This window comes from Streptomyces sp. a15, from assembly GCF_059026085.1.
Window position 1 is genome coordinate 1 of record NZ_JBWLKM010000086.1, and the last position, 24,663, is coordinate 24,663.

Genomic DNA, 24,663 nt, shown 5'->3' on the forward strand with positions numbered 1-24,663 from the left:
GTTCCCTCTGCGTCAAACGCGCCCTGGCCCAGTTGAAGGTCGCCGCCGACTGGCAGGCACCGGTGTCGCGCAACGCCTTCGAGTGGGCGTGGATGCGGTTCGCGTCCCGGCACCGCCCGGACAGCGTGCCCGAACTGCTGACCCACGACCCCGAAGCCGGCCTCTTCGCGATGGCGTTCCTGCCTCCCGAGCACTACCCCCTGTGGAAGGCGCAGCTGCTTCGTGGCGAGGTGCGGCCGGCGACCGCGGCTGCCGTCGGAGAACTGCTCGGCAACCTGCACGCGGCGAGCGCCGGCGACGCCGCCCTCGCCGCGGAGTTCGCGACCGACGACAACTTCCACGCGTTGCGCATCGAGCCGTACCTGCTGGCCACCGCTGCCGCGCACCCCGGTCTGAGCGACGTCCTGCAGGGCCTCGCCGACCGCACGGCCACGACGCACCTGGCCCTGGTGCACGGTGACGTCAGTCCCAAGAACATCCTCGTCGGACCGTCCGGGCCGGTGCTGCTGGACGCCGAGTGCGCCTGGTACGGAGACCCGGCGTTCGACGTCGCCTTCTGCGTCAACCATCTGCTCCTCAAGTGCCTGGTGGTGCCCGAGCACCGCGCCGATCTCCTGAGGTCCGCCCGGGTGCTGGTCGAGGAGTACGTCCGGTGCGTCGACTGGGAGCCCCGGCCGGCCCTTGAGGCGCGGGCCGCGTCACTGCTGCCGGCGCTGCTGCTGGCACGGGTGGACGGCAAGTCCCCGGTGGAGTACCTCACGGACGAGCGGCACCGGCTGTTCGTACGCACGGTGGCATCGGCCCTGCTCAGGGCACCCGCCCCGACCGTGGCGGACGTCCTGGACGCCTGGGCGACCGAGCTCAAGCCCTCGACCGGGCCTGGCAGCGGCCGACCCGACTGACCCGGCGGATCCGACCGATCCGGCGCCCCTGGCGGATCCCACGGACCCCACTGACGCGAACGAGGAGAGATACATGCGCAGAGTCGTCACCGGCCATGACGAGAACGGCAGATCGGTCGTCGTCAGCGACGGCCCCGTCCCGCGCAGCCGGGAGTCCACCAGCCTGCCGGGCTCGGTGTCCCGCCTGCCGTGGGCCACCGAACCCGGCGAACCGGTCGGCCGCACCGGGGAGGACCCCACGCCGAAAGTCAGCAGCCTGCTCCCGGCACCCGGCGGCACGCGGTTCATCGTGCTGACCTTCCCGCCGGACACCGCGATGGCCGACCCGGCGTTCGACCCCGTCGCCTTCGACCGGGAGCAGCGGGCCGACTCGCCCGGCATCGCAGACCTCATGGAGCCCGACGGTATGCACACCACGCCGACCGTGGACTACGGCATCGTGCTGCAGGGCGAGATCGTCCTCGAGCTCGACGACGGCCACTGCACCCACCTCTCCGCCGGGGACATCGTGATCCAGAACGGCACCCGCCACGGCTGGCGCAACCGCAGCGACCGACCGGTCACGATGGCCTTCGTCCTCGTCGGCGCGGAACGCGACGGCTGACGCGGCAGTCGGATCACGGTCCTCGGGCTCCGTGGTTCCGGCGTCGGGAGGAACAGGCTTGCCGCCATGCCGCTGTGGACGGCAGGTGACCGATGCACGTCGTGTACGAGCCACCCCGGGCTCAACGCCCGACGGTGGTCAGTCTGTTGTCCGTAGGGTGTCCGGACCGGCGAGCGTGTCCTTGGCGTACTGGAGGAAGGCACGCGCCCGATGGGTGGGGGTGACGTGTGGCGCGTGGGCGATCACGAGCTCGAATTCGTCCAGCGGGTCGCTCAGGCGCACGGATGCCAGGGGAAGTCCCTCGACACTGGTGTCGGACGGCCAGGACTGGATCAACGTGGCGAAGCCCAGGCCCCGGGCGACCATGCTGCGGACCGCCTCGATGCTCGAGGTTCGGTACCGGATGTTCGGGCGTGCTCCCGCGAGGGAGAACCAGTGGTCCGCGTTCTGCTGGGCCAGCTGCTCCGAGTAGAGGATCAAAGGTTCGTCCGCGAGTTCGGCGAGTGAGACGGCCTTGTGCTCTGCCATCGGATGACCGGCGGACACGATGACATACGGACGGCTGGAGCGCAGCGTCGTGCAGGACGACCGGGTTGGGCACCGAACTCGTACAACAGGGCCAGGTCGCCCCGCAAGACGCTGGAGAACGAGGTGTTCGCGGGCGGTGCCGACCTGATGCTCCGTGGCGCCGTGGCTCCGAAAGGGCTGGCGACGCCGGTGAAGGGTGGCTATCGGCTCAGTGGTCGCTGGCCGCTCGCGAGCGGCCCGTTCACCCCGGACTGGATGCTCGGGATTCCTGGTCGACGGGGCGCCTCCGCTGCCGGACGGCCGCCCGGACATGCGGCTCGCGCTGTTCCGGCCCGAGCAGGTCACCTTCCTCGACACGTGGGACGCGGTCGGTCTGCGTGCCACGCAGAGCACCGACTTCACGATGGACGACGTCTTATATCCTTTGACGATGGAGTGGATGGCTCTCGCCAGCACCATAGTCGGCGGTGCCATCGCAACAATCTCCGCTGGCTACCTTGATCGGCGGCGTTGGAAGCGCGATCGAATTGACCAGCAGACTGAGGCGCGGCGAGTCCTCTACGGCACCTACCTAGCCACCCTGTCTCAGGCCAGGCTTGCGTTCAGTCGCCTCGTCAGAGACATGGACGCGTCCAACACAGAGCGCAGAAAGGCAGCTTGGGACGCCTTCGACCCATGCTCCGGGCTCCGTTACCAGATGACCATTTCCGCTCCGAAGACGGTCGTAGAGCCAGCCGAAGATGTGTATCGCAAGCTCCGCGACCTCCGGAATGCTGTTGCCGACGGACTCCTGCTCGAAGGTGGCGACTACGCAGAACATCGCACCCGATATGACGCTGCACTGCGCGCGTTACGAGCGGCCATGCGCGATGATCTCGGGGCCGATACATAGACGTCTCCACCGCATCAAGCTGACAGTGCCCGCACCCTGCCCGTTCACCGAATGTGACGGTCCACGCTGTCCGGGCGAGTGGCAGCGCCCCGCCTGACTCGCCCGGCGGGACCCAGCCCGCCGTACGAACCTGGGTCCGCTGCCCGGGGCGCTGCTGCTGTGCAGCGCCGGTTGCAACAGGGCCCGCGCTGCGCCCGGCGATGGTGTGACATCACGAGTCCGTTTCCGGAAAGCCGCTGTCGGCGAGCGCCATGGTCTTCCCGACAGCGGCCTTGGCCCGGGTCCACCGGCTACGGCCGCGTTTCGGCCGGGGTGATGCGGCTGTGGATGCGGAACCGGACGGTGGTGTTGCTGTGTGCGGGGCGCAGGTCAACGGCGACCGGGCCGGCGAACGTGTAGCCCTGCTCGGCGGCGTGACGACGGACCACGTTGGCGAGGACGGGGGCCACCGGCAGATCGCTGGCCATGAGCTGCTGGTGGATCTCCGGGAGCAGTTCCACGACGAAGACGTTGGGCACCACGACCCGCTGCCGGCCGACGATCACCGTGTTGTCGTCGCACTGCCGCAGCAGTATGGCCACGGCCTCGCCCCGCTCCTGCTGCGCGGGAAGCAGGATGCCCCACAGGCTGGTGGTCCATCGTTCCATGACGCGTTCGCTGGCCTCGAAGAATCCCATCGCGTGCACCTGCCCCACCACCGGCCGGGCAGGCTCGCCCATCCGGGTGCAGGGCCGCTCGGTGAGCGCACGGACTGTGATCTGCACTGGGCGAACTGCACATGCTTCCCACCAGCGCGCGACCGTGGTGGTCGTCGCTGAGTAACCGTGATCGCTCTTCGGACGATCCGACGCCCTGAGGGCATCAAACGAACTCAGGGAGAGCGGACTCCTGGCCTGGGCACCGCGGGAGCCCATTGTCTGGAGTGGATGGCCAGATCGCTCCTCTTGCGGACCGCCGTGCGCATACCAACAAAGCAGCGCTGGGCAGAACTCTTCACGTGGCAGTCGCAAGGGGGCCGAATGTCTGTGGACTGGGCGACGACCGTGACCACGATCGGGGGTGTGGCAGCGGCCCTGATCGGCGTGCTGGCCGGCTCGCTGCTCAGCAGCCGGGCCAACCGCATGCACTGGTCCCGCGACAAGCAGATCGAAGCGTGTGCCGCCATCGTGGCCGAGTCCACCCGCATCCAACTCGCCCTGCTTCGGGCTTGGCGTCACGGCGAGGCGGTGGACTGGGTGCCTTGGAATGTTGCTCTCGGGACGGTCTGGCTGGTCGGCAGCCCGGCCGTTGTCGCCGCTGCAGCGACCATGGACGAAGTCTTCTGGAACCACAGCGATCAGTTCACCCAGCAGACCGCCAACGAGACGGCCTGGAAAGAGGCCAGGGACCGGATGGAGACCAGCCGGCTGGACTTCATCAACGCAGCCCGACTGCACGTCGACCCACGGCACAACCAGCTCACCCAGGTGCCAGTCAGCCGACCTCACCTGCCACAGGCCGCCGGACCCGCGCAAGGTTTGCCACCGACCGGACGCGCAGCACCGGACGCGTCCAGGGCATGACCATGCCTGCCGGAACTCGGCCTGTGCGCACAGGCCCGGCCAGCTTCAGTGCACGCCGTTTGAGGCCCAGGAACGGGCCCTGGCGGCGAGGATCGCCGACTAGGCCGTGTTGTGAAAGTGGATCATCATCGTGGATGATCACTGGCCGTGGGGCGTGGTGATCTGACGAACGGCCAGTGGGCCCGGCTGGAGCTGTTGCTGCCGCATGGCAAGAAGCCTGGCCGACCGCCGACGTGGACGCGTCGGCAGTTGATCGACGGCATAAGGCGGCGGACTCGGACAGGAGCGCCGTGGCGGGACGTGCCCGAGCGGTACGGGCCCTGGGACCGGGTCTACGACTTGTTCCGACGCTGGCATCGGGACGGCACCTGGAAGCGGATCTTCGTGCACCTGCAGGCCGAGGCCGACGCGAAGGGCTTGAACACATGGGACGTGAGCGTGGACTCCACGGTCGCCCGGGCTCACCAGCACGCCGCTGGCGCGCGTAAAAGGGGCACTGCAGCGGGAGCCTCCCGGCGGCGTCCTCACCGAGCCCGACGACCACGGCCTCGGGGCGGTCGCGCGGCGGGTTGACCACCAAGCTGCGTCTGGCCGTGGAGCAGGGACAAAAGCCGCTGTCGCTCCTGGTCACCGCCGGGCAGCGGCACGACAGCGCGCAGTTCCTGGCGGTCCTGGGCCGGACCGGGCTGAGGGTGAGTCGTGTGGGGCTGGGTGCATAAGCTACGGCGAGGCGGTGGCCGGTATGCATCAGCGGACCTTGGATGAGGATGCCGCAGCGCCGTTCTTCCGGCAGGCCGCTGACAGAGCCGGCCGGCACTGGATCGGCGCGTTCGACGGCACCCGGCTCGCGGCCTGTCGCCAGGCCCGCGACCGGAGCCAGGTCGGATGGCCGAGCGCCTCGTGCAGGCCCGCACCGATGGGCCGGCGTCGGTCCTCGACGCCGCCCGGCAGATCCGCACGCTGGTGGTGGAGGTGTCCTGCTACGAGTCCGGCCGGACCAGGCCGCGGGCGAAGGCGGCGCAGGCGCTGGCGGCCGTGCTCGGCGTCGACGTGCCGCAGCTGCTGGCGCCCGGAACACCGGTCACGCTGGTCACGCTGCGCGCGCGACTGGGGCTGACCCAGGACGACGTCGCTGCCGCGCTGGGCATCAGTCGCAGCCTCTACGCCGCCGTCGAGCAGGTAAGCGGGCGGCGAGCGTGCCCGAGAGGGCCGCGCTCGCCGCGCCTCTGCACACCTCGGTCGACCAGGTCCGCCGGGCGGCCGCCGTCGCCGGCGTGACGCCTCAGCCGCCGCCGGGCCCGAGGAAGAGCGTTGACGCGGAGTCCGAAGCGGTCAGGGCCGGCGGCCCGAGCTTGGGCACCCCGGCCCTTCCGCCGTCCGAGCGCGAGAAGTACAGAGGTTTTGGCCTGTCCAGTGCAACGCAGGTCAGCGGCGGGGTAGCACGCCCAGGAGGGTTGCGGTCAGGGCCAGCTTCAAGGAGTCCTTCAGCTCCAGGTGGAAGCGGGCCAGGTCGGGCTCGGCCTGGTAGGCCGCCTGCAGGCTGGGTGGGGGTGTGCTGTACGCCGACAGCGCGCCGGCCATGACCATGGTTTGCAGGCTGAACAGTGTGGCGTTCTCGCCCAGCTCCGGCAGGTACTTCAGGATCAGGGCGGTCATGGTTGTCAGGCGGTCCAGGGAGGCGCGCTTGTAGCGTGCGACGACCTCGACGGAGACGTTGTGCTCCAGGACGCTGCCCTGAGCGCCGAAGAGATCGCACAGCACCACTCGGCCGGAGAGTGAGCGGCTGAGGGTCTCGGCCACCGCTGCCGCTCGCTCGGCCATGGGTAGATTTTCGTCGATGCCGGCGGCCAACTCGCCTGCCAGTTCCGTCAGCCACTCCTGCAGGAAGTGGTCCAGCAGTTCCAGCAGCACCGCCTCGCGAGACTCGAAGTAGCGCAGCACGTTCGGCTTCGCCAAGCCCACCCGGCGGCTGAGCTCGTTCAGGGTGACCGCGGCCACAGGCATCTCGTCGAGCATCGCCGACGCCGTGTCGAGGATCGCCCGTCGGCGGATCTCCCGCTGCTCTTCGGTTCGCGCCCGCTGGAAAGTCACGATCACCAGCCTAACTTAGGTACCTGCGGTACGTTGGCAACGTACCGAAAGTACTTTAACGTCGTCGGCACAAGATACCTTCGGTACGTTAGTGAGTGGGGAGCCTGACATGAGCGAGAAGTGGACGACGGCGAACATTCCGGACCAGCGCGGGCGGGTGGCCGTGGTGACCGGGGCCAACACCGGACTGGGGTACGAGACCGCCAAGGCGCTCGCCGAGCGCGGGGCGTCCGTGGTGCTCGCCGTGCGCAACGTCGAGAAGGGTGAGCAGGCCGCGGCCCGCATGACCGGCGACGTGACCGTGCAGGCGCTGGACCTGACCTCGCTCGACTCCGTCCGGACCGCGGCGGCGGCGCTGCGGTCCCGGCTCGACCGGATCGACCTGCTGATCAACAACGCCGGCGTGATGTACACCCCGAAGCAGACCACCCCCGACGGCTTCGAGATGCAGTTCGGCACCAACCACCTCGGCCACTTCGCGCTCACCGGGCTGCTGCTGGACCGGATGCTGCCGGTGCCCGGCTCGCGCGTGGTGACGGTCAGCAGCACCGGCCACCGCATCCGGGCCGCGATCCACTTCGACGACCTGCAGTGGGAGCGGTCGTACAGCCGGGCCGCCGCCTATGGCCAGTCCAAGCTGGCCAACCTGATGTTCACGTACGAGCTGCAGCGCCGGCTCGCCACGCACGGCACCACCGTCGCGGTGGCCGCGCACCCCGGCATGTCCAACACTGAGCTCGCCCGCAACACCCCTGCGGCACTCCGGCTTCCGCTCACCTGGCTCGCGCCGCTGATCACCCAGACGCCGGCGATGGGCGCGCTACCGACCCTGCGCGCCGCCACCGACCCCGCCGCGCTCGGCGGCCAGTACTACGGTCCCGGCGGACGCAACGAGGTCAAGGGCCACCCCCGGCTGGTCACCTCCAGCCCGGAGTCGTACGAAGTAGCCGTCCAGCAGCGGCTGTGGGCCGTCTCCGAAGACCTCACCGGGGTGAAGTTCCCCGTTGTTCAGTCCAGGCAGAACTCGTTTCCCTCCGGATCGGCCATCACGATGTAGCCCGCGCTGCTAGGAGGCGCCGGCTCGTCGCGGCGCAAGCGGGTGGCACCGAGACCGACGAGGCGCTCGCACTCCGCATCGAGGGCGGCCATCCGCTCGTCGCCGTGCAGGCCGGTGCGGCGCGTACGTCCAGGTGCAGGCGGTTCTTGGCGGTCTTGTCCTCGGGGACCTGCTGAAAGAAGATCCGAGGACGTACGCCCTCGGGGTCCTCCAGGGACGTCCGCCAAGACCTCTCATCACCGGAGTTCCGTTGTCCGTGCGTTCTGCCACCTTGTCGTCCGGCGAGGCGGATATCTGGTCGGTGTTGGTGTCATCGTTGTCGGCCGGCGATGACGGTTCTGACGGTGGTCGGGTCTGACGGTGGTCGGGGCGATGACCTGGCCCTGGACACGACGGTCGTGGATCTGGTCGATCATTTCGCGGTGATCGACGACCCGCGTCATCCCTTGTGGGTGGTCCACCCTTTGGCCGCGGTGCTGGTGTTGTGTGCTGCCGCGGTGGTGGCCGGTATGCGGGGGTTCACCGCGATCGCCGGCAGGGTCACCGACACCCCGTCGCCGATGCCAGTCATGGTGTATTCCCGGTGCGGTAAGCCGCCGCTGGCGCCGTCGAAGAGCACGATCTGGCAGGTGGTCACCCGCGTCGACGCGGCTGCGGTGGACGCCGCTGTGGGCCTGGGGCTAGCGGCGAGGGCGGGCATCGACGTCGCGATCGACGCCGGTGAGCAAGCCGGCGGTGACCAGGCATCCGTCCTACCGCAACCGAACGACATGCGGCTGGTGAACCGTCTGGCCGACCAGACGGCAACCTGGCGGGGCCACCCCGAGCGATCCTCGCGGGGGAACGGTAAACGGGTCTGCGGCGCCAAGGATGCCGACGACAATGCCCCGCACCAGTTGGCGGCGGCCACCCACGAGCAGGGCCTGGTCCTCGCCCAGATCGACGTGGACTCACACGACGAACGAAATCCCGATGTTCGCCCGGCTGCTGAACCTGACAAACGTCGCCGGGATGTTGATCACTGCGACTGTCTGCACACTCAGCGCAAACACGCCCGATACCTGCGCGGGCGGGACGCGGACTTCGTCTTCCGTGTCAAGGACAACCCCGGTTCACCGTCGCCGCGTCCCCCAGCGTCACCAGATCGGTCTCGGGCCCGGTCTGTTCGCTGCCCTCGATGTCCTGCCCTGGCCGGACACTCCGATCACCCACCGGATGACCGATCGGGGCCACGGCCGGCTCGAAACCCGCACCCTGCAAGTCATGCCGGCCTCGCCCGACCTGCCGTTTCCGCACGTCGAGCAGGTGTTCCTCGTCGAACGTGCCGTCACCACCATGACCGGCAAACCCGTGTCGAACGTCGCGATCCTCGGTGTGACCAGCATGAATGCCGACCAGGGAACCCCTGAAACCATCGCACAAGCCGTTCGTGGGCAATGGAAGATCGAAGCCCTGCACTGGCTCAGGGACACCGTCTACCGCGAAGACGACTCCACCGTCCACACCAGATCCGGCCCCAGAACCATGGCCGCCTTCCGCAACCTGGCCATCGGCGCCCTCCGCCAGCACGGATGAACAGACATCGCGGAAGCCACCCGCTGGGCCACCCGAAACACGGCCAGACTATTCGCCATCCTCGGACTCACACCATGATCCACGATCTCAAAACGGCCGTGGCCCTGACTGCGGCAAGCGACTCACTCAGTGTTCGAACTCCCGGTGTGCTGTGGCGCCTCCCGAAGTGGTGAACATCTGCTGCCCCATTCTCGTGAACGAAGCCACATGGTGCACGCCATGACGTTGAACTTCGACGCGGAGCAGCCGGCCGTGGGCCTGAGGAGCCACCAGGCGCTCATCAAAGCGGTGCTCTCGGCGAGCAGCGCGGATGAGCCGCGCTGGTTGGAGTGGAAGTGCGATCTGGACGTGTCGAAGCCGGCGGGAGCTTTCGCCGTTGCCAGGGCGATCCTCGGGTTCGCGTGCGCCGGCTCCCGCGCGGCAACCTTTGCCATGGTGTTCAAGCTGGTCGAGTCCGCCCAGACCCGCTGGCGGGCCGTGAACGCGCCCCACATGGTCGCCCCCGTGCGGGCCGGAGCCTGCTTCGAACGCGGTCGGCTCGTCGAACGCCCCGAGGCTCACGCAGCCTGAGTCACCGCAACTGATCGACTGCTCTTGATTTACGCCTCGTCAGGCCGATGAGTTTGCCTGCTGCCTGAAGTCTTCCACTTTGACATTCCCGCCCCGATGGGGCGAGAAGCGGAGCATTCCCATGCATGGAGGAGAGATGGAGGCCAGAATGAGCAGTCCGATTCGGCTGTACATGTCGATGTCGCTCGACGGCTACGTTGCCGGTCCGGACGATCGACCCGGCCAGGAGCTCGGACGCGCTGGTGGACGTCTTTTCAACTGGCTCGACGACCGGGAATCCGACGGTCCCAGTGGACAGGTTTATCGCGAGGCGCTGGCGACCGGCGCGGTAATCTCCGGCCGTCGGACCTTCGAACTCGCCGGGCGTTGGCAGGGAGACCATCACGACGGTGTGCCGATCTTCGTCCTCACCCACCATGTGGCTGACGGGGACGTGCCACCCGGCCACGCGCGATTCGTCACCGACGTCGAGGACTGCGCCCGTCAGGCCCGCGCGGCCGCCGGGGACCGGCCGGTCATGGTCCATGGGGCGGGCGCGGCCCAAGCGCTGCTCCGAGCCGGGCACATGGACGAGATGGAGATCCACCTGGTGCAGGTTCTCCTCGGGGACGGCCGACGGCTGTTCGACCACCTCGGTGATGATCACATCGAACTCGACCTCGTCCGGCGGCTCGAGGATCGAGACGTCACGCACCTCCGCTACCGGGTGCGCCGACCCGATGAGGCCGCATGAAGACGCTCTTCGTCGGCTACCGCGTCACCGACCTGGACCGCTCGCTCGCCTTCTACACCGCCTTGGGCTACGTCGAGCTGGGCAGGGTCGACGGCGGGGACGGGAGTCACCTCGTGATCCTCAAGTTCCCCGGCGAACCGGCGGCCTCGCTCGAACTGGTCCACCGTCCCGTTGACGGACGCGTCGACGTGGGCAGCGGTTTCGACCACCTCGCGATCCAGGTGGACACACTGTCCGCCACCCTGGAGATGCTGACCGAAGCCGGCCTGGAGCCGGGACCTGTCCAGTACCTGGGCGGGCCTCGCGGTCCGAAGACGTCGTGGCTCACCGACCCGGATGGCTACCAGATCGAGTTGGTGGAGTGGCCGCCTGGACACCCCGACGGCATCACCGCCGCGGACTTCTCCTGAGCGGTCCGGTGAGTGGAGTGAAGAAGCTTCGCTTTCGGGGCGGTCTGCTGTAGCGGTGCTGAGGCGCGATCCAATTTTTTTCGGAGTTCGGGGGTCTGCGGATGTCGAGAACGTGCCGCCGGCTCCGTCCCAGGGACATCAGCGGTCACCACCGGCCGCACGAGGAAGAAGGAGAAACGAGCATGGCGATTCAGCGGATGGACAACGTCGGCATCGTCGTCGAGGACATGGATGCCGCCATCGCGTTCTTCGTGGAACTCGGTATGGAGCTGGAGGGCAGGGCGGAGGTCGAGGGCCTGGTCGCCGACCAGTGCACCGGACTCGACGGCGTCCGCTGTGACATCGCGATGGTCCGGACCCCGGACGGTCACAGCCGGCTCGAGCTGGCGAAGTACCGCAGCCCCGCGGTGATCAGCGCCGGGCCGCGTAACCGGCCGCACAACATTCTGGGCACGCACCGCGTCATGTTCGCCGTCGACGACCTCGAGGACACCGTTGCCCGCCTGCGTCCTCACGGCGCTGAACTCGTCGGCGAGATCGCCCGGTTCGAGGACAGCTATCTGCTCTGCTACGTCCGCGGCCCGGAGGGCATCATCGTCGGACTGGCCGAGCAACTGCGCTGAGAAGGAGGAACCGAACCATGCAGCCAAGCGAGATCATCGAGGTTCTGAACCGTCCGATCAGCCAGGAGCTGCTGGCCCGTGACGTGACCCGCCTGGCCTCCGTCGCCAGGGACGGAACTCCGCGCAACGTACCGATCGCCTTCACCCGGAACGGGTCGCATATCGGTGACCGTGAGCATCGGCTCCGGCAGGGTCCATGGCATGGGTGGGACGGATGCGAGGCTCAGGCGGCGCTCTTCTTGCGGCGGCGCCCGGCGCCGGTGAGGGCGTCGATGAGCTCCTCCCGGCTCATCCTGGAGCAGCCGGTGATGTCCTGATCGGTGGCCCGCTGGTACAGCTCAGCGCTCGTTGTTCGCTCTTGCCCGTGCCGCGCCGGCAGCGCGCCGTGTTTGAGAAGCGGGCCGTCTTCGACGGCGCCTTCCTGGCGGCGGTCTTATTCGCCACCGTCCCAGCAGGCTTCCGCGCCGCCTTGCGGGTCGGGGCCGTCTTCTTCTGCCGCTGCTCGGCCGCCGGTTCACGGTCGCCGCGGGCCTGGTCGATGCTGCCCTGCGGGACCTGCATCAGGGCGACGATATTGGTGGCCGTCGGCGCCTCTTCCGCCGCCTCGATCTCCTGGCCCTCGGCCTTCGCCTTCACCAGCTCCCGCACCTTCTCCTGGTACGAGTCGTGATACCGGCCCGGCTCCCACGAACCGGACAGGGCGCCGACCAGCTGGAGGGCCATGTCCAGCTCCTTGCCCTTCCCAGCCCGGCCGCGAGGCTAGAAACATGGCTATCTCAGGGGTTGCGATGTCCTCCCGGTAGCCCCTTCGGTCCTTGCCGATCACCGGACGGGAGGGGACGAACCCTTCAAGGGAACCGCACCCATAGCGGCTCAACGCGCCCGCGGAAGTAGAGCCGTCGGCCCTGGGACCCTGGAACATTTCAGGTTCCCCGTGTTTCCGCCACGGATCAGGATGGATCCCGCACCGCCAGAGACGCGTCAACCCGACCGGCGAGAGTGGAGGGGGAATTGATGTCTCGATTCACGAAAAGGCTGGCTGTCGGCCTCGTTGGAGCCTGCGGCGCCCTCGGTATCGCCGCAGCGCCTGCGGCGGCCTACCCGACGGTGCATTTCAACGTCTGCAACCCGTACTGCGACCCTGACACAGAGGAAGGCTTCGTCGACGGCTACATCACGTGGTACAACCGCACCGCGGGAGTCACGGGCGGGGTCGAGTCCTACTTCGAGGACGGCTGGCCGACCGCTGCCTACTTCGAAGCCTATGCGGGATCGGTGAAGATCGATTCCGAGCACAGGACCGCCGCCAATGGCAGCAGGCGCGGTTTCAACTTCACCATCGGTGACACGAACCTCGTCGGCGGGATCGACCGGATCAAGATCACCGTCTGCACGCTGGAGGACGGCGTTCAAGAAGACTGCTCGGCTTCCGTGAACTACATGAAGCCCTAACCTCGATCATTCATGAGGGCCCGTCAGCTTGCTGACGGACCCATTGTGGTGAGCGTTGGCGAGGATTTCGGGGTCTGGGCAGGCTGATGGCGCGGTCGTCGCGTCGGGTGTGCGCCGGGTGCCACGACACCGGTGGTGCTGCCGTAGGGACGGGAAAACGCTGGTCAGCCGGGGTTCGGCAGAGCGTGGCGCCGGTCCAGGGCCAGTGCCCCGCGAGGCGGAGGTAGCGGCGGCGGCCGGTGGTGATGAGCTGGGCGACGGTGGAGAACAGCCGAAGCCGCAGGCGACGGGGTTCCCATGGCGGGCTTTGCCGGGCAGGGCGAGCATCGGCATCCAGGCGAGCAGGCCGAGAGCGATCTGGATGTTCTCCTCGCCACCGGGGTCCGGTGAGGCGGCGAAGAAACACCGAGCCATCCCCCGTCGGACCCTCGTCCTGTCGACTGCCGCCGCCGCACTGAGTGTCATGCTCGGCGCAGTCGGCGATCTGGTGGCGGAAGCGGACTATTACGTGCTCTGTCTACGGGGTCGGAGGCAGCGGCCCGGCCGGCACGTCGGCTCGTGGACGGCTACCGCCCGTTTCGCTCCGACACGTACAGGCCGAACTGGGGACGCGACGGCGGCATCCTGACCATCACCATCACCATCACCATCACCATCACCGGCACCGGCACCGGCACCGGCACCGGCACCGGCACCGGCACCATCACCGGCACCGGCACCATCACCGGCACCGATCCTGTCCTGCAGTCCGGCATACCCGAAACTGGCTGCGATTGACACAGCGGTATGACTGTGTGCCGTCCCCCGCTGTCGTGCCCTTCTGCCAGGCGGGACGCCGGGAACGGTTCCGCCGGCGGGTCGGCGTGTGATGCGGGGCGAGGACGGGTTGTGGCAGGTAGGCACTCGTCAGCCCTTGACGGCCCCCGCGGTCAGCCCCGATACGACGGCGCGGCGGAAGACGAGGACGATCAGGGCGATGGGGAGGATGGCCACGGTGGCGGCCGCGAAGATCGTCCCGTACGGCGTGACGAACTGGCCGCCGAACAGGGCCATGCCGACCGGGATGGTGCGGTGCTGGTTGTCGCTGTCCAGGGTGAGGGCGAGCAGGAACTCGGTCCAGCAGGCCACGAAGGTGAAGACGCCGGCGGTGAACAGGCCCGGCCTGGCCTGCGGGAGGATCACGCTGACGACCGTCCTCATCGGTGAGGCGCCGTCCATCCAGGCGACCTCTTCCATCTCCTTGGGGATCGCCAGGAAGTAGTTGCGCAGGATCCAGATGGCGAAGGGGAGGTTCAGGGCGGTGTAGGCGAGGATGAGGCCCTGGTAGCTGTTGAGCCATCCGATGTCGCGCATGAGCAGGTACAGGGGCGCGGCAAGGGCCACGGTGGGGAACAGGGAGATCATCAACAGCGACGTCATGACCGCCGACTTGCCGCGCAGGGGCAGGCGGGCGAGCGCGTACCCGGCGAAGACGCCCAGGGCCAGCACCAGCAGCGTCGAGATGACGGTGACGATGGCCGAGTTGAGGACGTACGTGCCGAACTGGTAGGTGCCGAAGGCTGTCCGGTAGTTGCTGAGGGTGGGGTGCGTCGGGAAGGCGCTCGGCGTCGCGGCGCCGATGTCCCTCAGGCTCTTGAAGGACGTGGCGACCAGCCAGTACAGCGGTGCGCACACGAACAGGGCGACCAGGAGCGCGGCCAGTTGGGTGCCGCCCCGCAGGCGGGGTCGGACGGTGACGGTGGCGGTCATGCGGTCTCCTCCTGGCCGACCTGGGAACGGAACACTTTCAGGAACAGCAGGCAGCCGATGAGCACCAGGACCGCGGTGCTGGTGGCGATGGCGGCGCCGGGGCCGAACTTGAGGTCCTGGAACATCACGCGCCACCCGAGCACGGCCAGCGACTCGGTGGAGGTGCCGGGCCCGCCGCCGGTGAGGACGAACGGGAGGTCGAAGAGCCCGAAGGCCTGCAGGACGCGGAACATGACGGCGATGGCCAGTGTGGGCCGAAGCAGCGGAAGGCGCACCCGCCAGAAGATGGTCCAGCCGTTCGCGCCGTCGATGCGCGCCGCCTCGATCACATCGCTGGGCAGCATCACCAGTCCGGCCAGGACGATGATGGCCACGAAGGGCGTGGTCTTCCAGATGTCGGCCACCGCCATGGAGAGCGTGGCCGAAACGGGTGTGCCGAGTACAGTCACGTCGTGGCCGACGAGCGGGGCCAACACGGCGTTCAGGACGCCGTAGACGCCGTTGTAGACGTAGGCCCACAGCTGCGCGGAGACCACTGTGATCATCGCCCACGGCAGCAGCAGGAGAGCCATCATCCAGCCCCGGCCGCTCTTCAGCCGCTCCAGGACCAGGGCGATGAGCGTGCCCAGGACCACCTCGGCGATCACCGTGCCCACGGTGTAGACGAGGGTGAAGGACAGGGCGTGGCGCCACCGGTCGGCGCCCGCGATGACGGCGAAGTTGTGGCCGGTGAACCCGGACAGCTGGAAGCCGTTCCCCGTGACGTCGACGTTGCTGAAGCTCATCACGACGGAGAAGACGATGGGGAAGAGGGTCACGGCGGCGACCACGAGCAGAGCGGGAGAGGCGAACAGCCAGCCCAGGCGGGCAGTCCGGCGTTCCAGCGGGGACCTTCGGTCCCTGGCGTGAGGCCGGTGCCGACGGCTCCCGCGCTCGGTGGGCTGTGCCGCTGCCGATGTGACGGGAGCACGCACGTCAACCTGGTGAGTAGTCACGAGCTTGTCTCCGATGGGCGGTTGGCGAGGTCGGTGGGAGGCCGCCGCGGGCCCGGGCGCTGGGGGCGGACCGGGCCCGCGGCGGGGTACGGGTCACAGTCCGTTGTTGGCGACTGCGGCGCTGATGGTCTTGTTGGCGGCGGCGAGGGCGCTCTTCGGCGAGGTGGAGCCGGACAGCGCGGCGTTGACATTGCCGTAGACGCCCTGGCTCACCTGCGAGTACGCGGCGACCTGGGAAGGCCGGGAGATGAGCTTGTTGGACGCGGCGACCCGGAAGGCGGGGTTGGCCGCCTGCACGCTGGGATCCTGCAGGACGCTGCTGACGGTGGGGATCTCGCCGCCCTTCAGCGCCATGATCTTCTGCGCGGCGGGGCTGGTGATCCACTTCACGAACGCCAGGTCGGCCCCGAGGTGCTTGCTGTGCGGGTTCACGTACAGGTTCCAGCCGCCGGTGACCGAGTAGCCGTGGCCGCTCTGGCCCGCGAAGGTGGGCAGGTTGGCGATACCGATCTTGCCGGCCACCTTCGAGGCCGCCGGGGAGTTGGCGTCGGAGTAGGCGTAGGTCCAGTTGCGCAGGAATGCGGACTGGCCGCTGGTGAAGAGCTGCTCGGACTGCTGCTCCTGGAAGGTGGTGATGGCCCGCGGCGCGACGCCGCTGGTGATCAGACCACGCATGTACGTGAGCGCCTTCTGCGAGGCCGGCGAATCGATCTCGGACTTGGTGCCCGCGGTGTTGACGACCTTGCCCCCGGCGTCGGCCGCGAACTCCGAATAGTCACAGGTCAGACCCTCGTAGGAGTCCCACTGGGCCGAGTACCCGTACTTGACCAGGCCCGCCTTCTGCAGCTTCTGCGCCTCGCTCTGGACCTGCTCCCAGGTGGTCGGAACCGGCAGATGGGCCTTGGCGAGCAGGTCCTTGCGGTAGTAGAGGAAGGCGTTGTCGGTGAACAGGGGGGCGGCCATGATCTTCCCCTTGTAGGTGAGGCCGTCCACCAGGCCGGGCGAGAACGTCTTCCAGTAGCTGTTCGGCAGCTTTCCGCTGAGCGGTTCCGCCAGGCCGGCCTTGCCGAACTGCGCGGGCCAGACCACGTCGCCGTTGTAGACGTCGAAGCTGCTGGAGCCGCCGGAGATCTGCGTGGTCAGGGTGGAGCGGTAGGCGTCGCTGTCGCTAGGCGCCTGCTCCAGCTTGACCTTGATCTTCGGGTTGGCCTTCTCGAAGGCCGCTATCAGGGTCTTGCGGACATCGGTGCTGGTCGGCCCGAACTGGTTGGCGTACCAGGTGATGGTGCCGCTCGCGGGGCCGGCCGGGGCGCTGATCGGCTTCGCGCTGCTGCTGGATCCGCAGGCGGTGAGGGAGGCCAGCAGGACGGCGCAGCCTACGGCGGTGATCGCGCCGCGGGGGAACGTGGGCATGGGGTACTGCCTCTCATGGGTCGGGAGTCTGTGGTGCGGGGTTTGTGGTGCTAGGCGGTGCAGTGTTCGCAGATCCACCAGGCCGCAGTGTTGCCCGGCAGGCTGCCGGGCGGGCAGGGACGGCTGGTCAGCAAAGGGGTGCCGGTCACCGGCGCCGGCGCCTGGCGGTCACCGAAGTTGACCGCGCAGACCAGGCCGTCCCCGCGGACGAAGGCCAGGACGTCGGGCGGGGTGTCCAGCCAGCGCAGCGGTCCCTCTCCGAGCTGGGGCAGGTTCCGGCGCAGGTGGAGCGCCTCGTGATAGAGGTGCCAGAAGGAGTTGGTGTCGGCGATCGCGCGCTCGGTGGTGTGGTTGGCGAACCACTCCGGCTGGGGCAGCCAGGGCCGGCCGGGGGCGTCCCCGGCGGTGAAGCCGAACGGGGACGCCTGGCCCGACCAGGGCAGCGGGACGCGGCAGCCGTCGCGGACCCGCGACCGGCTGCCCGTGCGGCGGAAGATCGGGTCGGTCAGCGCCTCGTCGGGCAGGTCGAGAACCTCGGGCAGGCCCAGTTCCTCGCCCTGGTAGACGTACGCCGCGCCGGGCAGGGCGAGCATCAGCAGGGCGGCGGCGCGGGCGCGGGCGCCGCCCGGGTCGGGGAGATCGGCGTCCTGCGAGGGCGTGGGTGCCGCGTAGCGCGTCACGGCCCTGACCTGGTCGTGGTTGTTGAGGACCCAGGTGATGGTCGACCCGGTGGCGGCGATGTCGCGCAGTGCGTCGCTGATGACGTTCTGGAAAGCCGCGGCGGCCCAGGGCGCGTTCAGCAGGTGGAAGAAGAATGCCTGGTGGAGTTCGTCCGGACGCACGTACGTGGCCTGGTCGGCGGCTGTCGGCACGGAGACCTCGCCGACGAGCAGCCGGTCGTGGCCGTCCTGCGCGGCGTATGCGTCGCAGATGGCGCGCCAGTCCCGCCAGACCTCGTGGATCTCGGGCTGGTTCCACGCCAGTGGGTTGACGGAGTCCCGGGTGCGCTCGTCAGCCTCCGGGTCGGCGGAGTCCGGCAGGTCAGGGTGCTTGAACAGCCCTGCCGCCACGTCGATACGGAAGCCGTCCACGCCACGGTCCAGCCAGAAGCGCAGGGTCTGCTCGAAGTTCGCCCGCACGGTGGGCTCGCGCCAGTTCCAGTCCGGCTGCTCGGGCGTGAACATGTGCAGATACCACTCACCCGGCGTGCCGTCGGGCTCGGTGACGCGCGTCCAGGCGGGTCCGCCGAACATGGCGTGCCAGTTGTTGGGCGGCAGCGCGCCGTCGTTGCCGCGGCCCGGCGCGAAGTGGAACAGCGCGCGGGTCGGCCCGCCGGGGCCTTCGGCGAGTGCCTGGAGGAAGAGCGGGTGCCGGCTGGAGCAGTGGTTGGGGACGATGTCGACCAGGCACTTCAAGCCCAGCCGGTGTGCGTCGCGCACCAGGCGGTCGAAGGCGTCCAGGTCGCCGTAGACCGGGTCCACGTCGTGGTAGTCGGCGACGTCGTAGCCGTGGTCGTGCTGCGGCGAGGGGTAGAACGGGGTCAGCCATATCCCGTCCACGCCCAGCCGCTTGAGGTAGGGCAGTCCGGCACAGACCCCCGCCAGGTCTCCGATGCCGTCCCCGGTGCTGTCCAGGAAGCTGCGCACATAGACCTGGTAGATCACCGCGTCCCGCCACCAGCCGGCGGAACCGGCCGGCGTGGGGGCGGAGCGGGGAGGGGGGACCGGTCGGGCGCCCAGGGGGTGCCGTGGCGGGTCGTTGTCCACCGAGGCGCTGATCATCCGTCACCGTCCTGACCCGTCATGAGGGCGTGCGCCGACAGGTCCGCTGTGAGAAGGGGCGAGTGGGCCGCTGCGGAATCCGTCGTTCACCGACGTGCGACGCGCGAACCGCTGAGATGCATGCATGTTATGTATAGCGCGGAAGTATGTGTCAACGGTGAAAACGGAGTCTTTCCGAAAGGAAAACGAACCAGGTCCGGCACGGGGCAGCAGGCCACTCGACCGCCGGGCACGGAGCGGCGGCCGGCCCACGACACGGCAGGTCCCTCAGTGGCGGGCTCACCACGAGACACGTCCCTCACTGGGAGACGGGCCCAGGACGCGGCGCGTTCCGTCCACTGGAAAGACCTGCCGCCGGGCGGCGCGGCCGCTGGGGAACCGCGCCGCCTCAGGGACTGCGGACGATCGCGGACAGCTCCTGCCGCAGGCGTGCGGCCGCGGCCCGGGGCGACTGTCGGAGCGCCATCGCGTCATGCACGGTCGCCGCGATGGCCAGGCTCACCTGGTCGTAGTCGGGCGTGACAGGGCGGGGCTGAGCCGCCAGGATGCTCTGCCGTAGCACGGGCAGGTAGGGGAACCGTCTGACCAGCGCGGGATCGGTGTACAGCTGCGCCCACACCGGCGGCAGCGAGCCCTTGAGCAGTACCTGGCGCTCGTTGTCCAGGCTGGTGAGGAACCGGATGAGCTCGCGCGCGGTCTTCTGGTGCCGCGAGTAGCTGCTGACGGCGAGGTTGGACCCGCCGAGCGACGCCGCTCCCGGGCCGTCCGGGCCGGGCAGTGCCTCGACCCCGACGTCGCCGGCGACCGCGGAGTCCTTCGCCTCGGCCAGGTCGTAGGCGTACGGCCAGTTCCGCATGAAGAGGTACCGCCCGGACTGGAAGGCCTTGCGGGAGCCCTCCTCGTCGAAGTTCAGCGCCTCCTGCGGGATCCACCCCTCCTTGACCCCGTCGACCAGGAACTGTAGGGCCTTCAGATCCGCCGGCGAGTCCACGGCCGGCCGGCTCTCGCGGCCTGTCAGGATCTGCCCGCCGGCGGACTGCACGGCTTCCGCGTAGTTGACCGTGAGCCCCTCATAAGGGCTGAACTGCCCGGCGTATCCCTTCAGCCCGTACCTGGGGGCGACCGTCCTGGCCATGCTGCGCAGGTCCGCCCAGGTGCGCGGCGGCGCCAGGTGCTCCCTGGCGAGGATGTCCTTGCGGTAGTACAGCAGTCCGGCGTTGGTCACGTACGGCACCGCGTAGAGCTTGTTCTGGTACATGGCCGTGCCCACGACGGGCTTGAGGAACTTGTCCAACGGAAACTGACCGGCGGGCAGCGTGGTGATCCACCCCGATGCCGCGAACTCGGCCGTCCACACCACGTCCAGGTTGAGTACGTCATAGCGGTCGCTCTTGGCCTGGAGGTTGCTGATCATCTGCGCCCGCACGTCGTCGGCGGCCGACGGCAGCTGGATCAGGGTGGCCTTCTCGCCGGGGTGCTCGGCGTTCCAGGCCTGGAGACGTCCGCGCAGGTAGCCGGTGAGATCCTGACCCGTGACGAGCGTCACCGGGCCGACTCCGTCGGTGTCGGCGGTGTCCGTGGGGGTAGCACGCCAGCATCCGGAGAGCAGCAGGGCGCCGGCCGCCGCCGCGCAGACGGCCCTGGTCCAGCGCATGCCTGGTCGCATCGCTTCCTCTTCTCGGGCGGAGCCGCGGCGCGTCGCGGAAAGAGTTCCGGAAAGCCACTGCATACCGGTTATGTATACCTGGCGCTCGCGGTGGAAGACTAGGGACGGGATCGGTGGACGGACGCCGGTCCGGTCCGGGCAACGGCGAGTGGGGAGGAGACGGGATCGTGCGGCTCTCCCTGCTGGCGCTGCTCGCGAAGGAACCCGCACATGGCTACGAGCTCAAGCAGGCCCTTGAGCAGACCTTCGGCGCAGCGTACCCTCAGCCCAACATCGGTCAAATCTACGTCACACTGGGGCGGCTCGAACAAAACGGACTGATCAGGGGTCAGGACGTCAGTCAGTCGAGCCGGCCGAACAAGCGGGTCTACGAGATCACCGAGGCGGGCCGTGACGCGCTCGTGCGGTGGGTCGCGGAGCCGACCGAAGGGCCGCGGGTCCGCGACGAGTTCTTCATGAAGCTCGTCCTCGCCCCGGCCACGGGTGCGGCCGACCGACTGGCGCTGATCAACGAGCAGCGTCGACACTATCTGAACCTCATGCGCGGTCTGTCGCGGCTGGCCGCCACCGAGGACCGGGACAACAGAGTCGCTCAACTGCTCATCGAAGGCGCCATGCTGCACCTGCAGGCCGATCTCGACTGGCTCGAGCGGTGTCAGGAGGAACTGGAGTGAGACGCTCCGAGCCGTCCCCGGCCACTGCCCCGGCCTCGGCCACTCCGCCGGCGAGCGCCATGCTGTGGGTCAAGGACCTGGTCAAGGTCCACCGCGCGGGCGCCGCCGCGACGCCGGCGATCCACCACGTGGATCTGACCGTGCGGCGGGGGGAGTTCGTTGCCGTCAGCGGGCCCTCCGGCGCCGGCAAGTCGACCCTGCTGCACCTGCTGGGCGGCCTGGACCGGCCCGACGGCGGTCAGATCTGGCTGGACGGCCGACGTGTCGACGGCCTGTCCGAGGCGCGCTGGGCCATGCTCCGCCGACGATCGATCGGCGTCGTCTTCCAGTTCTTCAACCTGATCTCGAACATGACCGTCGCCGACAACGTCGAGCTGCCCGCGCTGCTGGTCGGCGTCCCGCCGCGGCAGGCCCGCGCGCGCCGCGAGGAACTGCTCGCCGAGCTCGGACTCGAGTCCAAGGCCCGCAGCACCCCCGCCGAGCTGTCGGGCGGCGAGCAACAGCGGGTCGCGCTGGCCCGAGCCCTGGTCAACGACCCCGACCTGCTGCTTGCCGACGAGCCCACCGGCAACCTGGACAGCCGCAACACCCGCGACGTACTGCGGCTGCTCACCCGCGTTCACGAGCAGGGCCGCACGATCCTCCTGGTGACGCACGACGCACGCGTCGCCAGCGCCGCCGACCGGGTCATCAGCCTGTTCGACGGCGCGATAGCGGGCGACACCGAGGTGTCCCTGCCCGCGAGCCGCCGCGGCTCCGTGGCCGACGTCCTCCAGCTGAAGGACTGACCCCGTGCGCGCTTCCCTCCGGTGGCAGCTGGCGGACCTGCGTGCCCACCGGGCGCAGGCCGTGCTGATGGTGCTGGTGACGGCGGTGATCGCGATCACCCTCATCCTGTCGAACGCGCTCCTGCTCAGCGCCACCAACCCCTGGCAGCGGATCTTCGACCAGTCGCAGGGCGCCCACGTCTGGTTGCACGTGCGCCCGGGGGTGAACACCGCACCGCTCGACCGGCTGGACGGCGTCACGGCGGTCGCCGGGCCCTACCGGACCGCGCCGGTGACCCTGGTGGTCAGCGCGGACAAGATCCCCCTGGAAGTGCGTGCCGAGGGACCGGCGGCCCCGGAGGTCTCGCGCCCCGTCGTCCGGACCGGCCGGTGGCTCGATCCGGCCATCGGCGACGGCATCGTCCTGGAGAGTTCCCTGGCGCGCTCGACGTGGTCCGGCGTAGGCGACACCGTCACCGTACGAACGGTCGACGGCGCCTCGCACACCCTGCGGGTCATCGGCGTGGCCGACTCGGCCGACCAGGGCTCCTACCCGGACTGGACACCGGGCCTCGCCTGGGTCACTCCGTCCACGCTCGCCGCCATCGAGCCCGATCCGGCCGCCACGGACCAGGCGATCGGCCTGCGGCTCAGCGATCCGGGAGCCACCGAGTTCACCGCTCAGCAGGCCGTCGACGCCCTCGGCAGTGGCCAGGTCACCCAGGTGTCCACCTGGTACCAGGTCCGCGACGCCATGGACATGAACAACCGGCTGCTCGGCACGATGCTCGCGGTGTTCGGACTGGTCGCTCTGCTGGCCGCCGCACTGGCCACGGCGGGTGCCGCGGGTGGTCGTGTGCTGGCCCAGCTGCGCGACATCGCCGTACTGAAGGCGATCGGATTCACTCCGGGCCAGGTCGTCCGCACCCTGCTCGTCGAGCACACGGCTCTGGCTCTGACGGGCATGGGCCTGGGCACGCTGGCAGTGAGCATGCTCGGTCCGCTGCTCCCAGGTCCGGTCGGGCAGGCCGTCGCCCTGTGGCAGGCCCAGCCCGCCCACGCCGGTGCCCTCGCGGCCACCGGCGTGGGTACGGTGGCCGCCATCGCGCTGGCCACGGCGCTGCCCGCGTGGCGGGCCGGGCACGTCGCCCCCTACCCGACCACGCGGCCCGACCACGCCGCGACTCGCATGTCCCGGCTGACCCGCCTGGCGCTGCTGCTGCGGCTGCCCCCGGCACTGGTACTGGGCGCCCGTGCCGCCTTCCACCGCCCGCTGCGGGCCGGGATCACCGTCGCGCGACTGGCGATCCCCATGCTCATGATCACCGTGGCCCTGGGAAGTTGGGCCACTGTCGACGGTTTCCGCGCACATCCGCAGCGGCTGGGTCTCGCGGCCGCCCTGACGGCACGGCCCGGCGCCGCGGGGGACGCCTCGACGCGCCGCCTGCTCGGCGCGCAGCCCGGCGTGACGGCTGTCTATCCCGGCATCGAACTGCAGGCCCTGGTACCCGGACAGACCACCACCATCACCCTGCGCGCCCTGGGGTCCTCCGCCCACCCGTACCCCTACGCCGTCGCACAGGGCCGGGGCATCGAGGGGCCCGACGAGGCGGTGGCCGGGCAGGGAGCGCTCGACCTGATGCACATCGGGGTGGGCCAGTGGGTACGCGTCGTGACGGCGGGGACCCCGCACATCCTGCACATCGTCGGCCGGAGCATCGAGCCCGACCACAACGGCGAGATGCTGTCCGTGGGACTGGACACTCTCGACGGCCCCACCGGGCAGCCGGAACCCCAGTACTACGCCCTCGCCCTGCGCCGGGGGGCCGTCCCCGGCGCCGTGGCGGCGGGCATACTTCGAGCGTCCCACGGACGCGTCGAGGTGCAGTCGGTGGCCAATCCGGCGGACGGGCTCGGCACCGTGCGCATGGCCGCCGCGGGCCTCATCGCGCTGCTGGTGCTCATCGGACTCACCGAGCTGTTCACGACCACCAGTCTGTCCCTGCGGGAGCACACGCGGGACATCGGGGTGCTGCGCACCATCGGACTGACACCACGCCAGATCACCGCCATCATCACCACCAGCACCGGCCTTCTGGCCGCCGCGGCCGTCGTGACGGGCGAACTCCTCGGTATCGCCGTATCGGACTGGCTGATCAACCTCCAGGGCGCCACCAGCGGCATGGGCTCAGGTATCGCCGAAGCTCCCCCGGCGGGCGTCCTGCTCCTCAGCGGCACCCTGGCGGTCGCGCTCGCGGCCGGATTCTGTGCGCTCCCTGCCAGGCGCGCGGCGCGCGCGCCGGTCACCCGGGTGCTGAGCACGGTCTGACACCGGACCACTGCTCGGCGATGGCACCGCCGCGGGTCAGCTCGAGTGCCTCGGCCCCGCCACCGCCGCGCGCTGCCCGACCCAGCACCGGCAGAGCGCCCCAGGTCCGGCTGAGCCGAGGTGAGGGCGGGGGCGAACCCCCATCAGCGGCCCGCTCGACCAGACCGTATGCACACGCCGGAAGCCGTCGCGCTTCTCCGGGCCACCGGAACCCCCGCGGGGCGACATCCAGTGCCACCATCGGTGGCGGTTGCCCGTCGCGTCCGATTCCTTCGAGACTGCCTACGGTG

The 24,663-nt window shown here is 69.4% G+C and carries 27 protein-coding genes and 4 pseudogenes; 20 read left to right on the plus strand and 11 right to left on the minus strand.

The window, feature by feature from the left end; all coding sequences use genetic code 11:
* On the plus strand, nt 1-902 hold a 902-nt coding region (locus AC5P09_RS43205; RefSeq protein WP_493879172.1), incomplete at its 5' end, for a phosphotransferase.
* Between the two features lie 73 nt (nt 903-975).
* Nucleotides 976-1,506, plus strand: a complete 531-nt coding sequence (locus AC5P09_RS43210) for a cupin domain-containing protein (protein ID WP_493879173.1) — start codon at nt 976-978, stop codon at nt 1,504-1,506.
* Between the two features lie 138 nt (nt 1,507-1,644).
* Here the strand turns inward: AC5P09_RS43210 and AC5P09_RS43215 are convergent, their stop codons facing one another.
* Nucleotides 1,645-2,346, minus strand: a complete 702-nt coding sequence (locus AC5P09_RS43215) for a LysR substrate-binding domain-containing protein (RefSeq protein ID WP_493879174.1) — start codon at nt 2,344-2,346, stop codon at nt 1,645-1,647.
* On the opposite strand from AC5P09_RS43215, the gene AC5P09_RS43220 reads away from it, so the two are divergent.
* Nucleotides 2,345-2,926 (plus strand): hypothetical protein, encoded by a 582-nt coding sequence (locus AC5P09_RS43220; RefSeq protein WP_493879175.1) that lies wholly within the window; start codon nt 2,345-2,347, stop codon nt 2,924-2,926. The genes AC5P09_RS43215 and AC5P09_RS43220 overlap by 2 nt on opposite strands.
* Before the next feature lie 290 nt (nt 2,927-3,216).
* Here the strand turns inward: AC5P09_RS43220 and AC5P09_RS43225 are convergent, their stop codons facing one another.
* Complete coding sequence (locus AC5P09_RS43225) at nt 3,217-3,690, minus strand: FhaA domain-containing protein (protein ID WP_493879176.1); 474 nt, start codon at nt 3,688-3,690, stop codon at nt 3,217-3,219.
* A gap of 297 nt (nt 3,691-3,987) precedes the next feature.
* On the opposite strand from AC5P09_RS43225, the gene AC5P09_RS43230 reads away from it, so the two are divergent.
* The 4 genes from AC5P09_RS43230 (at nt 3,988) to AC5P09_RS43245 (ending at nt 5,766) form a co-directional block, all read left to right on the plus strand.
* Nucleotides 3,988-4,488, plus strand: a complete 501-nt coding sequence (locus AC5P09_RS43230) for a hypothetical protein (RefSeq protein WP_493879177.1) — start codon at nt 3,988-3,990, stop codon at nt 4,486-4,488.
* A 147-nt stretch (nt 4,489-4,635) separates the two neighbouring features.
* Complete coding sequence (locus AC5P09_RS43235; protein WP_493879178.1) at nt 4,636-5,061, plus strand: IS5 family transposase; 426 nt, start codon at nt 4,636-4,638, stop codon at nt 5,059-5,061.
* Nucleotides 5,058-5,207, plus strand: a complete 150-nt coding sequence (locus AC5P09_RS43240; RefSeq protein ID WP_493879179.1) for a hypothetical protein — start codon at nt 5,058-5,060, stop codon at nt 5,205-5,207. The genes AC5P09_RS43235 and AC5P09_RS43240 overlap by 4 nt, the downstream gene beginning before the upstream one ends.
* Before the next feature lie 166 nt (nt 5,208-5,373).
* Nucleotides 5,374-5,766 carry a helix-turn-helix transcriptional regulator gene (locus AC5P09_RS43245; RefSeq protein WP_493879180.1) on the plus strand — a complete coding sequence of 131 codons (393 nt, stop codon included), beginning with the start codon at nt 5,374-5,376 and terminating at the stop codon, nt 5,764-5,766.
* Nucleotides 5,767-5,913: 147 nt separating this feature from the next.
* Here the strand turns inward: AC5P09_RS43245 and AC5P09_RS43250 are convergent, their stop codons facing one another.
* Nucleotides 5,914-6,579, minus strand: a complete 666-nt coding sequence (locus AC5P09_RS43250) for a TetR/AcrR family transcriptional regulator (RefSeq protein WP_493879205.1) — start codon at nt 6,577-6,579, stop codon at nt 5,914-5,916.
* A 109-nt stretch (nt 6,580-6,688) separates the two neighbouring features.
* On the opposite strand from AC5P09_RS43250, the gene AC5P09_RS43255 reads away from it, so the two are divergent.
* Nucleotides 6,689-7,636 carry an SDR family NAD(P)-dependent oxidoreductase gene (locus tag AC5P09_RS43255; RefSeq protein ID WP_493879181.1) on the plus strand — a complete coding sequence of 316 codons (948 nt, stop codon included), beginning with the start codon at nt 6,689-6,691 and terminating at the stop codon, nt 7,634-7,636.
* Here AC5P09_RS43255 and AC5P09_RS43260 read toward each other — a convergent pair.
* A pseudogene (locus tag AC5P09_RS43260) lies at nt 7,588-7,853 on the minus strand (VOC family protein); the annotation flags it as partial. The gene AC5P09_RS43255 and the pseudogene AC5P09_RS43260 sit on opposite strands and share 49 nt — an antisense overlap.
* A 112-nt stretch (nt 7,854-7,965) precedes the next feature.
* On the opposite strand from AC5P09_RS43260, the pseudogene AC5P09_RS43265 reads away from it, so the two are divergent.
* From AC5P09_RS43265 to AC5P09_RS43295, 7 genes and pseudogenes are all read left to right on the plus strand, one after another.
* Nucleotides 7,966-8,247: pseudogene (locus AC5P09_RS43265) on the plus strand (transposase family protein); the annotation flags it as partial.
* A gap of 361 nt (nt 8,248-8,608) precedes the next feature.
* Nucleotides 8,609-9,211, plus strand: a complete 603-nt coding sequence (locus AC5P09_RS43270) for an ISAs1 family transposase (protein ID WP_493879208.1) — start codon at nt 8,609-8,611, stop codon at nt 9,209-9,211.
* A 408-nt stretch (nt 9,212-9,619) separates the two neighbouring features.
* A pseudogene (locus AC5P09_RS43275) lies at nt 9,620-9,781 on the plus strand (IS256 family transposase); the annotation flags it as partial.
* Nucleotides 9,782-9,929: 148 nt separating this feature from the next.
* Complete coding sequence (locus tag AC5P09_RS43280) at nt 9,930-10,514, plus strand: dihydrofolate reductase family protein (RefSeq protein ID WP_493879182.1); 585 nt, start codon at nt 9,930-9,932, stop codon at nt 10,512-10,514.
* Nucleotides 10,511-10,924 carry a VOC family protein gene (locus AC5P09_RS43285; protein ID WP_493879183.1) on the plus strand — a complete coding sequence of 138 codons (414 nt, stop codon included), beginning with the start codon at nt 10,511-10,513 and terminating at the stop codon, nt 10,922-10,924. The genes AC5P09_RS43280 and AC5P09_RS43285 overlap by 4 nt, the downstream gene beginning before the upstream one ends.
* A 182-nt stretch (nt 10,925-11,106) precedes the next feature.
* Nucleotides 11,107-11,547 carry a VOC family protein gene (locus AC5P09_RS43290; protein ID WP_030084132.1) on the plus strand — a complete coding sequence of 147 codons (441 nt, stop codon included), beginning with the start codon at nt 11,107-11,109 and terminating at the stop codon, nt 11,545-11,547.
* Between the two features lie 17 nt (nt 11,548-11,564).
* Nucleotides 11,565-11,864, plus strand: a complete 300-nt coding sequence (locus AC5P09_RS43295) for a hypothetical protein (protein ID WP_493879184.1) — start codon at nt 11,565-11,567, stop codon at nt 11,862-11,864.
* On the opposite strand, the gene AC5P09_RS43300 is transcribed toward AC5P09_RS43295, so the two are convergent.
* Nucleotides 11,836-12,270, minus strand: coding sequence for a hypothetical protein (locus AC5P09_RS43300; protein WP_493879185.1), 435 nt, complete (start codon nt 12,268-12,270; stop codon nt 11,836-11,838). The genes AC5P09_RS43295 and AC5P09_RS43300 overlap by 29 nt on opposite strands.
* A gap of 291 nt (nt 12,271-12,561) precedes the next feature.
* Here AC5P09_RS43300 and AC5P09_RS43305 point away from each other — a divergent pair, with 291 nt between their 5' ends.
* Entirely contained in the window at nt 12,562-12,999 is a 438-nt protein-coding gene (locus tag AC5P09_RS43305) for a hypothetical protein (RefSeq protein WP_493879186.1), read from the plus strand.
* A gap of 190 nt (nt 13,000-13,189) precedes the next feature.
* Here the strand turns inward: AC5P09_RS43305 and AC5P09_RS43310 are convergent.
* Nucleotides 13,190-13,362 (minus strand): annotated as a pseudogene (locus AC5P09_RS43310) (transposase); the annotation flags it as partial.
* 195 nt (nt 13,363-13,557) lie between these two features.
* On the opposite strand from AC5P09_RS43310, the gene AC5P09_RS43315 reads away from it, so the two are divergent.
* Nucleotides 13,558-13,776, plus strand: a complete 219-nt coding sequence (locus AC5P09_RS43315; RefSeq protein WP_493879187.1) for a hypothetical protein — start codon at nt 13,558-13,560, stop codon at nt 13,774-13,776.
* 129 nt (nt 13,777-13,905) lie between these two features.
* Here AC5P09_RS43315 and AC5P09_RS43320 read toward each other — a convergent pair whose 3' ends face one another.
* From AC5P09_RS43320 to AC5P09_RS43340, 5 genes are all read right to left on the minus strand, one after another.
* On the minus strand, nt 13,906-14,748 hold the full coding sequence (locus tag AC5P09_RS43320) for a carbohydrate ABC transporter permease (protein WP_493879188.1): 843 nt from the start codon (nt 14,746-14,748) through the stop codon (nt 13,906-13,908).
* Nucleotides 14,745-15,578, minus strand: coding sequence for a carbohydrate ABC transporter permease (locus AC5P09_RS43325; protein WP_493879189.1), 834 nt, complete (start codon nt 15,576-15,578; stop codon nt 14,745-14,747). Before AC5P09_RS43325 ends, AC5P09_RS43320 begins: the two co-directional genes overlap by 4 nt.
* 258 nt (nt 15,579-15,836) lie before the next feature.
* Nucleotides 15,837-17,156: an ABC transporter substrate-binding protein gene (locus AC5P09_RS43330; protein WP_493879190.1), complete on the minus strand. Its 1,320-nt coding sequence runs from the start codon at nt 17,154-17,156 to the stop codon at nt 15,837-15,839.
* Between the two features lie 50 nt (nt 17,157-17,206).
* Nucleotides 17,207-18,937: a glycoside hydrolase family 13 protein gene (locus AC5P09_RS43335; protein WP_493879191.1), complete on the minus strand. Its 1,731-nt coding sequence runs from the start codon at nt 18,935-18,937 to the stop codon at nt 17,207-17,209.
* Nucleotides 18,938-19,325: 388 nt separating this feature from the next.
* Nucleotides 19,326-20,591 carry an ABC transporter substrate-binding protein gene (locus AC5P09_RS43340; protein WP_493879206.1) on the minus strand — a complete coding sequence of 422 codons (1,266 nt, stop codon included), beginning with the start codon at nt 20,589-20,591 and terminating at the stop codon, nt 19,326-19,328.
* A 179-nt stretch (nt 20,592-20,770) separates the two neighbouring features.
* Here AC5P09_RS43340 and AC5P09_RS43345 point away from each other — a divergent pair, with 179 nt between their 5' ends.
* Genes AC5P09_RS43345 through AC5P09_RS43355 form a run of 3 tightly spaced genes read left to right on the plus strand, consistent with a single transcriptional unit; the run spans nt 20,771 to nt 24,373 of the window.
* The gene (locus AC5P09_RS43345) at nt 20,771-21,277 is read left to right on the plus strand and encodes a PadR family transcriptional regulator (RefSeq protein ID WP_493879192.1); all 507 of its coding nucleotides are present in this window, start codon (nt 20,771-20,773) and stop codon (nt 21,275-21,277) included.
* A gap of 59 nt (nt 21,278-21,336) precedes the next feature.
* The gene (locus AC5P09_RS43350; RefSeq protein ID WP_493879207.1) at nt 21,337-22,065 is read left to right on the plus strand and encodes an ABC transporter ATP-binding protein; all 729 of its coding nucleotides are present in this window, start codon (nt 21,337-21,339) and stop codon (nt 22,063-22,065) included.
* Nucleotides 22,066-22,069: 4 nt separating this feature from the next.
* Nucleotides 22,070-24,373: an ABC transporter permease gene (locus AC5P09_RS43355; protein ID WP_493879193.1), complete on the plus strand. Its 2,304-nt coding sequence runs from the start codon at nt 22,070-22,072 to the stop codon at nt 24,371-24,373.
* Nucleotides 24,374-24,663: the final 290 nt, after the last annotated feature.